The sequence below is a fragment of the Mycolicibacillus trivialis genome (assembly GCF_002102395.1).
Taxonomy (GTDB): Bacteria; Actinomycetota; Actinomycetes; order Mycobacteriales; family Mycobacteriaceae; genus Mycobacterium; species Mycobacterium triviale.
Genome location: NZ_LQPZ01000008.1, coordinates 133160 through 144908, shown reverse-complemented (window position 1 = coordinate 144908; position 11749 = coordinate 133160). Strand labels below are relative to the sequence as shown.

The following is an 11749-nucleotide window of genomic DNA, read 5'->3' as shown; positions in this document are numbered from 1 at the left end:
ACGGTTCCGACCTAGCCTGGGGCCATGCTCCCCGACCACATGCCCGCCACCGGACCGACCACGGTGGCCGCGATCCAGCAGGAGGCCCGGCTCGCCGACGTCGCGGCCAACCTGGCGATGTGCGAGCGGCTGGTCACCGCCGCCGCGGCCGACGGCGCCGAGATCATCGTGCTGCCGGAGTTCTTCACCACCGGGATGGGCTTCGTGGCCGAGTTGGCCGACTGTGCCCTGCCGCCCGACGGCGCGGCCACCGCACTGCTGACCACCCTGGCCCGCAGGCACCGGGTGCTGGTGGGCGGCTCGTTCCTGTGCCGCGACGCCGACGGCGAGGTCTACAACCGGTTCCTGCTCGCCACCCCCGACGGCGTCGCCGGCGGCCACGACAAAGACCTGCCGACCATGTGGGAGAACTGCTTCTACATCGGCGGCGACGACGACGGGGCGCTGCCCGACATCGGGTTCACCCCCGGCGCCGCGGTGTGCTGGGAGTTCATGCGCACCCAGACGGTGCGCCGGATGCGCGGCCGGGTCGACGTGGTGCTCGGCGGCTCCTGCTGGTGGAGTGTGCCACCCTGGTGGCCGCGCCGGGTCACCGCCGGCTGGCAGACCCGCAACGCCGCGACCGCGGCCGCGGCGGCGCCGGCGTTCGCCCGGCTGGTGGGCGCGCCGGTGGTGCACGCCGCGCACTGCGGCACGCTGACCTGCCGGCTGCCCGGCACCCCGCTGACCTACCGCGGCCACCTGGAGGGCGGCGCGGTGATCACCGCCGCGGACGGCACCGTGCTGGCCCGACGGGACCGCACCGAGGGGCCCGGGTACGTCCTGGCCGACGTCACGATCGGCCGGCAGCAGCCCGCCGACCCGGTGCCGTCGGGGTTCTGGCTGCATCCGCGCGGGCCGCTACCCGCGCTGGCGTGGGCCTACCAGAATCCGTTGGGCCGGCGCTGGTACGCCCGTCACCAGCCCATCAGGGCCGACACCGACGGCAGCGCGAACGCCGAGTCGATCGCCAGCACGCAGAACACCGCCGCCAGGTAGTTGTTGGACTGCAGGAACAGCCGCAGCGGCTGCACCGGGCGGCCGCGGCGCACCCCGGCGAACAACTGGTGGGCCAGCACCAGGAACCACCCGCCGGCCAGCACCGCGGCGACCGCGTACAGCCAGCCGGTGGCCGGGATCAGCGCCAGCGTCGCCAGCACCATCAGCCAGCTGTAGATCAGGATCTGCCGGGTCACCTGCCGCTCGGTGGCCACCACCGGCAGCATCGGCACCCCGGCCGCCTCGTAGTCGTCCTTGTAGCGCATGGCCAACGCCCAGGTGTGCGGCGGCGTCCAGAAGAAGATCACCGCGAACATCACCAGCGCGGGCCACTCGATGGTGCCGGTCACCGCCGACCAGCCGATCATCACCGGCATGCACCCGGCGGCCCCGCCCCACACCACGTTCTGCGCGGTGCGGCGCTTGAGGATCAGCGTGTAGATCACCACATAGAAGGCGATGGTGGCGACCGCCAGCAGCCCGGAGAGCAGGTTGGTGGTCACCGTCAGCCAGACGAACGACACCACCCCGAGCACCAGCCCGAAGACCAGCGCCTGGCGCTGGGTGACGGTGTCGCGGGCCAGCGGCCGGCGCGCGGTGCGCTTCATCACCTTGTCGATGTCGGCGTCGGCCACGCAGTTCAGGGTGTTGGCGCTGGCCGCCGCAAGCATCCCGCCGACCAGGGTGACCCCGATCAGCAGCGGGTCGACCACACCGCGGCGGGCGAGCAGCATCGCCGGGATCGTGGTCACCAGCAGCAGCTCGATGATGCGCGGCTTCGTCAACGCCAGATACGCGAGCAGCCGGTCACGCACCCTCGGTGCGGACGGCGCGACGCGCTCGCGAATGCTCACGCACCAACTCCTCGGATCGCCTCAGCCCGCTGGCCCTCTACTACACCCGATGGTAGACCGCCGGGCCGCCGGGACCGAAATGCAGGGTCGATCCGGTCGGCGGCGGCGACCGGGCGGCGGCCGCTGCGGTCACTCGGCCCCGGGACTAGGGTTTGAGGGGAACCACCGGATCAGCCCCGAGGAATAACCCACGTGACCACTGTCGAAGAGATCTCCGCCCTCACCGAGCCGCACCTGCCCGACGACTGGCATCCGGTCGACTCGCTCGCGGTGGACACCGCCCGGGTGCTGGCCGCCGACGCGGTACAGCACTGCGGCAGCGGCCACCCCGGCACGGCGATGAGCCTGGCGCCGCTGGCCTATTCGCTGTTCCAGCGGGTGATGCGGCACGACCCGGCCGACCCGGACTGGCTGGGCCGGGACCGCTTCGTGCTGTCCTGCGGGCACTCCAGCCTCACCCTGTACATCCAGCTGTACCTGGGCGGCTTCGGTCTCGAACTCGATGACATCAAGGCGCTGCGCACCTGGGACTCCAAGACCCCCGGCCACCCCGAATTCCGGCACACCAAGGGCGTGGAGATCACCACCGGACCGCTCGGCCAGGGGCTGGCCTCGGCGGTGGGCATGGCGATGGCGGCCCGCTTCGAGCGCGGCCTGTTCGACCCCGACGCCGCACCGGGCACCAGCCCGTTCGACCACCACATCTACGTCATCGCCTCCGACGGCGACATCGAGGAGGGGGTGACCAGCGAGGCGTCGTCGCTGGCCGCGGTGCAGCAGCTGGGCAACCTCATCGTCTTCTACGACCACAACGAGATCTCGATCGAGGACGACACCGACATCGCGCTGTGCGAGGACACCGCCGCCCGCTACGCGGCCTACGGCTGGCACGTGCAGACCGTGCAGGGCGGGGAGAACGTGGTGGGCATCGAGGAGGCCATCGCCAACGCCAAGGCGGTGACCGACCGGCCGTCGTTCATCGCGCTGCGCACGATCATCGGCTATCCGGCGCCGACGAAGATGAACACCGGCGCCGCGCACGGCGCCGCGCTCGGCGAGGACGAGGTGGCCGGGGTCAAACGCGCCGTCGGCTTCGACCCGGAGCAGAACTTCGCGGTGCCCGAGGACGTCATCACCCACACCCGCGGGCTGGTCGGACGCGGCAAGGCCGCCCACGACGCCTGGCGCACCGAGTTCGAGGCGTGGGCGGCGCGGGAGCCGGAGCGCAAGGCGCTGCTGGACCGGCTGCTCGACCACCGGCTGCCCGACGGCTGGGACGCCGACCTGCCGTCCTGGGAGCCGGGCGCCAAGGCGATCGCCACCCGGGCCGCGTCCGGGGAGGTGCTGGCCGCGGTCGGGCCGAAACTCCCCGAGTTGTGGGGAGGCTCGGCGGATCTGGCCGGATCGAACAACACCACGATCAAGGGCGCGGACTCGTTCGGCCCGCCGTCGATCTCCACCCGGGAGTTCACCGCGCACTGGTACGGCCGCACCCTGCACTTCGGGGTGCGCGAGCACGCGATGGGCGCGATCCTGTCCGGGATCGTGCTGCACGGCCCGACCCGCGCCTACGGCGGGACGTTCCTGCAGTTCTCCGACTACATGCGCCCGGCGGTGCGGCTGGCTGCGCTGATGGACATCGACACCATCTACGTGTGGACCCACGACTCGATCGGTCTGGGTGAGGACGGCCCCACCCACCAGCCGGTCGAGCACCTCGCCGCGCTGCGCGCGATCCCGAACCTGTCGGTGGTGCGCCCGGCCGACGCCAACGAGACCGCGCACGCCTGGCGCACCGTGCTCGAACGCGGTGCGGCTTCCGGCCCGGTGGGTCTGGCGCTGACCCGCCAGGGGGTGCCGGTGCTCGAGGGCACCAGCGCCGAGGGCGTCGCCCGCGGCGGCTACATCCTCGGCGGCGACGACGGCGCCCAACCCGACGTGCTGCTGATCGCCACCGGCTCCGAGGTTCAGCTGGCCGTGGCCGCCCGGGACCTGTTGGCCGACAAGGACATCACCGCCCGAGTGGTGTCGATGCCGTGTCTGGAGTGGTTCGCCGCGCAGCCGGCCGACTACCGCGACGCCGTGCTGCCGCCCGCGGTGCGGGCCCGGGTGGCGGTGGAGGCCGGTATCGCGCTGAGTTGGTACCCGCTGGTCGGCGAGACCGGCGAGATCGTCTCACTCGAGCACTACGGGGCGTCGGCGGACTACAAGACGTTGTTCCGCAAATACGGGTTCACCGCCGAGGCCGTCGCCGCGGCCGCCGAGCGAAGCCTGACCAACCAGCGAGAGGGGTAACCGTCATGAGCACACCAACCCAGAACCCGAACCTGGCGGCGCTGAGCGCCGCGGGCGTCTCGGTGTGGCTGGACGACCTGTCCCGCGACCGGCTCACCACCGGCAACCTGGCCGAGCTGATCGCCACCCGCAGCGTGGTGGGGATCACCACCAACCCGACGATCTTCCAGAAGGCGCTCGCCGAGGGCGACTCCTACGAGGCTCAGCTCACCGAGTTGGCCGGCCGCGGCGCCGACGTCGACGCCGCGATCCGCACCGCGACCACCGACGACGTGCGGCAGGCCTGCGACGTGCTGCGCCCGCAGTGGGAGGCCTCCGGCGGGGTCGACGGCCGGGTCTCGATCGAGGTGGACCCGCGGCTGGCGCACGAGACCGACAAGACCGTCGCCCAGGCCGTCGAGTTGTGGAAGATCGTCGACCGGCCCAACCTGTTCATCAAGATTCCGGCCACCGAGGCCGGACTGCCCGCCATCACCGCCACCCTGGCCGAGGGCATCTCGGTCAACGTCACGCTGATCTTCTCGGTGGAGCGCTACCGCGGGGTGGCCGAGGCGTTCCTGGCCGGCATGGAGGCGGCCCGCGCGGCCGGCCACGACCTGGGCTCCCTGGAGTCGGTGGCCTCGTTCTTCGTCTCCCGGGTCGACACCGAGATCGACGCCCGGCTGGAGAAGATCGGCACGCCGGAAGCGCTGGAGTTGCGCGGCAAGGCCGGTGTCGCCAACGCGCGGCTGGCCTACGCCGCCTACCGGGAGGTCTTCGAGTCCGGCGAGCGGTTCGCCGCGCTGGCCAAGGCCGGAGCGCGGGTGCAGCGCCCGCTGTGGGCCTCCACCGGGGTGAAGAACCCGGACTACCCGGACACCCTGTACGTGACCGAGCTGGTCGCGCCGCAGACCGTGAACACCATGCCGGAGAAGACGATCGAGGCGGTCGCCGACCACGGCACCGTCACCGGGGACACCGTCACCGGCACCGAGAAGGCCGCCGCGGCGGTCTTCGACGAACTCGCCGAGGTCGGGATCGACGTCGCCGACGTGTTCGCGGTGCTGGAGCGCGAAGGCGTGCAGAAGTTCGAGGCGTCCTGGTCCGAGCTGGCCGACGAGGTCGCTGCCCATCTGGATGCGGCACGCCGCGACGCGTGACCGCGACCGCCGGCGGGCCGTGGCGTAACCCGCTGCGGGACAAGCGCGACAAGCGCATGCCCCGCATCGCGGGACCGTGCGCGGTGGTCATCTTCGGGGTGACCGGGGACCTGTCGCGCAAGAAGCTGATGCCGGCCATCTACGACCTGGCCAACCGCGGGCTGCTGCCGCCCAACTTCGCGCTGGTCGGGTTCGCCCGGCGCGACTGGGCCGACGAGGACTTCGGCCAGGTGGTCTACGAGGCGGTCCGCGAGCACGCCCGCACACCGTTCCGTCAGGCGGTGTGGGACCGGCTGGCCGAGGGGTTCCGGTTCGTGCCGGGCAGTTTCGACGACGACGCCGCCTTCACCGAGCTGGCCGGGACCCTCGACCGGTTGGACGCCGAGCGCGGCACCGGCGGCAACCACGCCTTCTACCTGTCGGTGCCGCCGAAACTGTTCCCGACCGTCTGCGAGCAGCTGCACCGCACCGGGCTGGCCGAGACCCGCGGCGGGCGGTGGAGCCGGGTGGTCATCGAGAAGCCGTTCGGCCACGACCTGGCCAGCGCCCGCGAACTCAACGCGGTGGTCAACGCCGTCTTCCCCGAGGAGTCGGTGTTCCGCATCGACCACTACCTGGGCAAGGAGACGGTGCAGAACGTGCTGGCGCTGCGCTTCGCCAACCAGTTGTTCGACCCGATCTGGAACGCCCACTACGTCGACCACGTGCAGATCACGATGGCCGAGGACATCGGGCTGGGCGGGCGGGCCGGCTACTACGACGGCATCGGCGCCGCCCGCGACGTCATCCAGAACCACCTGCTGCAGCTGCTGGCGCTGACCGCGATGGAGGAACCGGTCAGCTTCGGCCCGGCCGAGCTGCAGGTGGAGAAGATCAAGGTGCTCTCCGCGACCCGGCTGGCCCAGCCGCTGGACCGCACCACCGCCCGCGGCCAGTACACCCGCGGCTGGCAGGGCGGCCAGCCGGTGGTCGGTCTGCTCGAGGAGGAGGGGTTCGCCCCGGACTCGACCACCGAGACGTTCGCCGCGATCACCCTGGAGGTCGACACCCGCCGCTGGGCCGGGGTGCCGTTCTATCTGCGCACCGGCAAGCGGCTCGGCCGGCGGGTGACCGAGATCGCGCTGGTGTTCAAACGCGCCCCGCATCTGCCGTTCGACTCCACGATGACCGACGAGCTCGGCAAGAACGCGCTGGTGATCCGGGTCCAGCCGGACGAGGGCATCACGTTGCGGTTCGGGTCGAAGGTGCCCGGGCACCTGATGGAGGTCCGCGACGTCACGATGGACTTCTCCTACGGCTCGGCGTTCGCCGAGGACTCCCCCGAGGCCTACGAGCGGCTCATCCTCGACGTGCTGCTCGGCGAGCCGTCGCTGTTCCCGGTGAACGCCGAGGTGGAGTTGTCCTGGCAGATCCTGGATCCGGTGCTGGCGAACTGGGCGCCGCACGGGGCGCCGGAACCCTATCCGGCGGGCGGCTGGGGCCCGGAGTCGGCGGCGCGGATGCTGGCCGGCACCGGCCGGGAATGGCGGCGGCCGTGATCATCGAGTTGCCCGACACCAGCACCACAGCGGTCAACAAGCGTCTCGACCGGGTCCGCGAGGAGGTCGGCGCGGTCACCACGGGTCGGGTGTTGACCCTGATCATCGCGGTCAGCGGCGAGGCGCTGCTCGAGGAGTCGATCGCCGCCGCCAACGCGGCCAGCCATGAGCATCCCTGCCGGGTGATCGTGGTGGCCCCGGGCGGCACCGGCGCCGACCGGGAGCCCCGACTGGACGCGCAGCTGCGGGTCGCCGGGGACGCCGGCGCCGGGGAGGTGGTGGTGTTGCGGCTGTGCGGCCCGCTGGCCGGGCACGCCGACAGCGTGGTGCTGCCGTTTCTGCTGCCGGACATCCCGGTGGTGGCGTGGTGGCCCGACGACGCGCCGGCCACCCCGGCGCAGGACCCGCTGGGCCGGCTGGCGATCCGGCGGCTGACCGACGCGACCAACGACCGCGATCCGCTGGCCGCGATCCGGCGGCGGCTGCCCGGTTACACCGCCGGCGACACCGACCTGGCCTGGAGCCGGATCACCTACTGGCGGGCACTGCTGGCCTCGGCGCTGGATCAGCCGCCGCACGAGCCGGTCACCGCCGTGCGGGTCTCGGGGCTGAAATCCGAACCGGCGCTGGACGTTCTGGCCGGCTGGCTGGCCAGCCGGCTCGATGCGCCGGTGCGCAGGGAGTTCGGTGAGCTTAGGATCGAGTTGATCCGTGATTCCGAGACGATCACGCTGAGCCGCCCGCAGGAAGGGGTTGTCGCCACCTTGAGCCGCACCGCCCGCCCCGACACGCTGATCTCGCTGCCGCGCCGCGACGTGGCCGAGTGCCTGGCCGAGGATCTGCGCCGCCTCGACGGCGACGAGATCTATCGCGCCGCCCTCGACGGCATCAACCGGGTGCGGTACCCGTGACCGCCACCGTGCAGGTCTACCCGGACACCGCGACGCTGGTGGCCGCCGCAGGCGACCGGCTGATCGGGGCGATCGACGCGGCGCTGACCGCGCGCGGCCGGGCGGCGATCGTGCTGACCGGCGGCGGCACCGGCATCGGCCTGCTGCGCCACATCGGCGACCACCGGCCCGCCCTGGACTGGTCGAAGGTGCAGGTGTTCTTCGGCGACGACCGGTTCGTGCCCGCCGACGACGGTGAGCGCAACGCCAAACAGGCCCGCGAGGCGCTGCTGGACCGGATCGCCATCCCGGCGGGCAACGTGCACGCGATGGCCGCCAGCGACGGCGAGTTCGGCGACGACCTCGACGCCGCGGCCCGCGGCTACGAGCAGGTGGTGGCCGGCGTCGACGCGTTCGACGTGCACCTGCTGGGCATGGGCGGCGAAGGCCACGTCAACTCGCTGTTCCCGCACACCGCCGCGATCGCCGAAACCGACCGGCTGGTGGTTGGGGTGGCCGACTCCCCCAAGCCGCCGCCGCGGCGGGTGACGCTGACGCTGCCGGCGATCCGGCGGGCCCGGCAGGTGTGGCTGGTGGTCGGCGGGGCGGCCAAGGCCGACGCGGTGGCCGCCGCGGTCGGCGGCGCCGATCCGGCCGACATCCCGGCCGCCGGGGCGGTGGGCAGCGAACACACCGTGTGGCTCCTTGACCGGGAAGCCGCCGCGAAGCTGCCGCAGCGGCCATAATGGCAGCCATGGCAGACCGCTCGGAGCGCACCCCGGCCCGCGAACGCATCAAGACCCTGGCGCAGGCGGCGATGAACGCCGACCTCACCGTCGGACAGCTCGACGAGGTGCTCGGCGGGCTGTCCGGCACCATCGACGGCCTGGACGACTCGATGGTGTCGCTGAACAGCACGCTCGACCACCTCGACACCACACTCGGCCGCCTCGACGAGGTGACCACCGCGCTCGGTCGGGTCGTCGACCGGCTGGAGGCGATCGCCGAGCGCGTCGAGTACATGCTCGGTCTCAAGGACATCCGCGGCGCGGTGGCCACCCCGCTGGCGACCGCCGAAGCCGCGATGCGCGGCGCGGTGAACACGCTGTTCGGCTGGACCCGGCGCTAGCCCTCGACACGACGTCAACCGCTGTTGCGCAGCGCGCTGGCCAGCCCGCTCATCGTCAGCAGGATGCCGCGCTGCACCGCCGGGTCGTCGTCGCCGGCCCGGTAGCGGCGCAGCAGCTCCACCTGCAGGTGGTTGAGCGGCTCCAGGTACGGGAACCGGTTGAACACCGAGCGGGCCAGCCCGGGGTTGTCGGCGAGCAGGTTGTCGTCGCCGGTGATGCGCCGGTGCGCGGCCAGGGTGCGGCGGTGCTCGTCGCAGATGCTGCCGAACACCCGGGCGCGCAGCGTCTCGTCGGGCACCAGTTCGGCGTAGCGGGCGGCCAGGCCCAGATCGGTTTTGGCCAGCACCTGGGCCATGTTGGACAGCACGGTGGTGAAAAACGGCCACCGGCGGTAGAGGTCCTGCAGCACCGCGAGTCGGTCGGCTTCCGGCTCGGGTCCGGCGGTCAGCCAGGATTCGACGGCGCTGCCCACCCCGTACCAGCCGGGCAGCATCACCCGGCACTGGCTCCAGGACAGCACCCACGGGATGGCGCGCAGGTCCTCGATCGCGGCGGTGGGTTTGCGGCTGGTGGGCCGGCTGCCGATGTTGAGCTCCCCGATCTCGGTGACCGGGGTGGACGCGGTGAAATAGTCGACGAAGCCGGGGGTGTCGTGCACCAGGGCGGCGTAGGCGCGCTCGGCGCGCTCGGCCAGGTCGTCGAGCACCGTGTAGGCGGTCTCGGCGTCGGCGCCGAGGCCCTCGACGTCGAGCAGGGTCGACTCCAAGGTGGCGGCCAGCAGCGCCTCGAGGTTGCGGTGCGCGGCGCGCGGCTCGGCGTATTTCGCGGCGATCACCTCGCCCTGCTCGGTCAGCCGCAACGCGCCGGCCACCGCGCCGGGCGGCTGGGCCAGGATCGCCTCGTAGCTGGGGCCGCCGCCACGCCCGACGGTGCCGCCGCGCCCGTGGAACAGCCGCAGCCGGATCCCGCCGGCCCGCGCAGCGTCGACCAGTGCCTGCTCGGCGCGGTAGAGCGCCCAGTTCGCCGCGAGGTACCCGCCGTCCTTGTTGGAGTCGGAATATCCGAGCATGACCTCCTGGGTGTCGGCGCGCGCGGCGACCAGCGCCCGGTAGCCGGGCAGCGCGAGGGCGTCGGTGAGAATCCGGGCGCCGCGCTGCAGGTCGTCGATGGTTTCGAACAGCGGTACCACCCCGACCGGGCTGATCACCTCGGGTCCGGCCGCGTCGAGCAGGCCCACCTCCTTGAGCAGGACCGCCGCCTCCAGCATGTCCGAGACCGACCGGCACATCGAGATCACGTAGTTGGGCACCGCCTGCTCCCCGAACGCCGCGACCGCGCGGGCGGCCTCGGTGAGCACCCCGAGTTCGCGGGTGGCGACCTCGGAGAGCTCCGCCCCGGGCCGCAGCAGCGGGCGGCGGGTGGCCAGCTCGCCGGCCAAGAGCGCCACCCGCTCGTCCTCGCCGAGGCCGGCGTAGTCCGGGTGCACCCCCGCCCAGGCCAGGAGTTCGGCGATCACCTCCTCGTGCACGTCGGAGTTCTGCCGCAGGTCCAGGCCGCTGAGATGGAAGCCGAACACGTGCACCGCCTCGCGCAGCCGCGCCAGCCGGTCGTCGGCGAGCACACTGCTGCCGTGCCCGCGCAGCGACGTGTCGACGGTGTCGAGGTCGGCGCGCAGTTCCGCGGCGGTGCGGTAGGCCGGCACGTCCAGGGTCAGCAGTTCCGGCGGGTCGCGGTCGAGCAGGGCGGTCGCGGTCGCCGAGAGCCGCGCCCGGATCAGGTCGATCACCTGCCGGTACGGTTCGTCGTCGCTGGAGTCCGACCCCACCGCGCCGGCCAGCGCGCTCAGCGCCGGGCTGACGGTGACCAGCCGCCCCGACAGCGACAGCTCCCGGCCCAGCTCCCGCAGTTCACCGAGGTAGTGGGTGAACAGGGTGTAGGCCGCGCTGCCGGTGGCGTAGCGGACCACCTCGGCGGTGACGTTCGGGTTGCCGTCGCGGTCCCCGCCGATCCAGGAGCCCATCCGCAGGATCGGTTCGGCCAGTAGTGCGGGATCGGGCCAGCGCTGCCGCAGCGCGGCGCGCAGCTCCGCGTTGAGCCGCGGCACCACGTCGAAGAACGCCGCCGGGTAGTAGCGCAGCCCCATCTTGATCTCGTCGGTGAGCTGTGGGCGGGTCAGCCGGGTCAGCGCGGTCTGCCACAGCAGCAGGATCGCTTGGCGTAGCTGCAGGTCGATGTCGCGGCCGTCATCGGTGGTGGTGTGCCCGGCGGCGCGCCGCCGCATCAGCGCGGTGATGCGGTGCTGGGTGGTGAACACGCTGCGGCGGCGGGTCTCGGTGGGATGGGCGGTGATGACCGGCCCGACCAGGGCGCCGGCCAGCGCCGCGGTGACCGCGGGGGTCTCCAACTGTCCGGCGGTGCGCAACCGGTCCAGCTTGGCGTAGGTGGCGGCCAGGCTGGAGTCCGGTGGTGGTTCACCGGCGGCGACGTGCACGGCCCGGCGACGTTCCCGGTGGATGTCCTCGGCCACGTTGGCCAAGAGCGCAAAATGGCTGAACGCCCGGATCACCGGGATCGCCGCGGCGGTGTCCAGCCCGGCGAACATCGCCGCCAGGTCCGCGCGGTCGATCTCGGAGCGGCGCACCCGGAACGACTCCACCCGGGCCCGCTCGACCAGGTCGAACACCTCGTCACCGTGCTGTTCGCGGATGGTGTCGCCGAGGATGGCGCCGAGCAGACGGATATCGGCGCGCAGCGGTTCGGTGGCCTCCCGGCCGATGTGGGTGCGGTGGACCGCCCCGATCGGGGCCAGGGCGGAGTCCGTGCCGGGGTCGGTGTCGGGGGAAGAGCTCATCCCCCCAGTATCAC

At 72.5% G+C, this 11749-nt stretch carries 9 protein-coding genes; 7 read left to right on the top strand and 2 right to left on the bottom strand.

What is annotated here, in order from left to right; genetic code table 11:
- Nucleotides 1-24 precede the first annotated feature (24 nt).
- Complete coding sequence (locus AWC30_RS02195) at nt 25-1038, top strand: carbon-nitrogen hydrolase family protein (protein WP_234807906.1); 1014 nt, start codon at nt 25-27, stop codon at nt 1036-1038.
- Here AWC30_RS02195 and AWC30_RS02190 read toward each other — a convergent pair.
- A complete protein-coding gene (locus AWC30_RS02190; protein WP_085108224.1) occupies nt 957-1892 on the bottom strand; it encodes a heme o synthase in 936 nt (311 codons plus the stop codon). The genes AWC30_RS02195 and AWC30_RS02190 overlap by 82 nt on opposite strands.
- Before the next feature lie 192 nt (nt 1893-2084).
- Here AWC30_RS02190 and tkt point away from each other — a divergent pair, with 192 nt between their 5' ends.
- The 6 genes from tkt to AWC30_RS02160 are packed head-to-tail and all read left to right on the top strand — an operon-like array spanning nt 2085 to nt 8883.
- Nucleotides 2085-4187, top strand: a complete 2103-nt coding sequence (gene tkt, locus AWC30_RS02185) for a transketolase (protein WP_085108221.1) — start codon at nt 2085-2087, stop codon at nt 4185-4187.
- A gap of 5 nt (nt 4188-4192) precedes the next feature.
- Nucleotides 4193-5326 (top strand): transaldolase, encoded by a 1134-nt coding sequence (tal, locus tag AWC30_RS02180; RefSeq protein WP_085108218.1) that lies wholly within the window; start codon nt 4193-4195, stop codon nt 5324-5326.
- 56 nt (nt 5327-5382) lie between these two features.
- Entirely contained in the window at nt 5383-6864 is a 1482-nt protein-coding gene (gene zwf, locus AWC30_RS02175) for a glucose-6-phosphate dehydrogenase (RefSeq protein WP_085108630.1), read from the top strand.
- Nucleotides 6861-7775 (top strand): glucose-6-phosphate dehydrogenase assembly protein OpcA, encoded by a 915-nt coding sequence (opcA, locus tag AWC30_RS02170; RefSeq protein ID WP_085108632.1) that lies wholly within the window; start codon nt 6861-6863, stop codon nt 7773-7775. The genes zwf and opcA overlap by 4 nt, the downstream gene beginning before the upstream one ends.
- On the top strand, nt 7772-8500 hold the full coding sequence (gene pgl / locus AWC30_RS02165) for a 6-phosphogluconolactonase (RefSeq protein ID WP_085108215.1): 729 nt from the start codon (nt 7772-7774) through the stop codon (nt 8498-8500). The genes opcA and pgl overlap by 4 nt, the downstream gene beginning before the upstream one ends.
- 8 nt (nt 8501-8508) lie before the next feature.
- On the top strand, nt 8509-8883 hold the full coding sequence (locus AWC30_RS02160; protein WP_085108211.1) for a hypothetical protein: 375 nt from the start codon (nt 8509-8511) through the stop codon (nt 8881-8883).
- A 14-nt stretch (nt 8884-8897) separates the two neighbouring features.
- On the opposite strand, the gene ppc is transcribed toward AWC30_RS02160, so the two are convergent.
- Nucleotides 8898-11735 carry a phosphoenolpyruvate carboxylase gene (gene ppc, locus AWC30_RS02155; protein WP_085108208.1) on the bottom strand — a complete coding sequence of 946 codons (2838 nt, stop codon included), beginning with the start codon at nt 11733-11735 and terminating at the stop codon, nt 8898-8900.
- Between the last annotated feature and the right edge of the window lie 14 nt (nt 11736-11749).

Coding starts and splice junctions, on each gene's coding strand:
- AWC30_RS02195 (WP_234807906.1), top strand. CDS start 25: ATGCTCCCCGACCACATGCCCGCCACCGGACCGACCACGGTGGCCGCG.
- tal (WP_085108218.1), top strand. CDS start 4,193: ATGAGCACACCAACCCAGAACCCGAACCTGGCGGCGCTGAGCGCCGCG.
- AWC30_RS02160 (WP_085108211.1), top strand. CDS start 8,509: ATGGCAGACCGCTCGGAGCGCACCCCGGCCCGCGAACGCATCAAGACC.
- ppc (WP_085108208.1), bottom strand. CDS start 11,735: ATGAGCTCTTCCCCCGACACCGACCCCGGCACGGACTCCGCCCTGGCC.
- zwf (WP_085108630.1), top strand. CDS start 5,383: ATGCCCCGCATCGCGGGACCGTGCGCGGTGGTCATCTTCGGGGTGACC.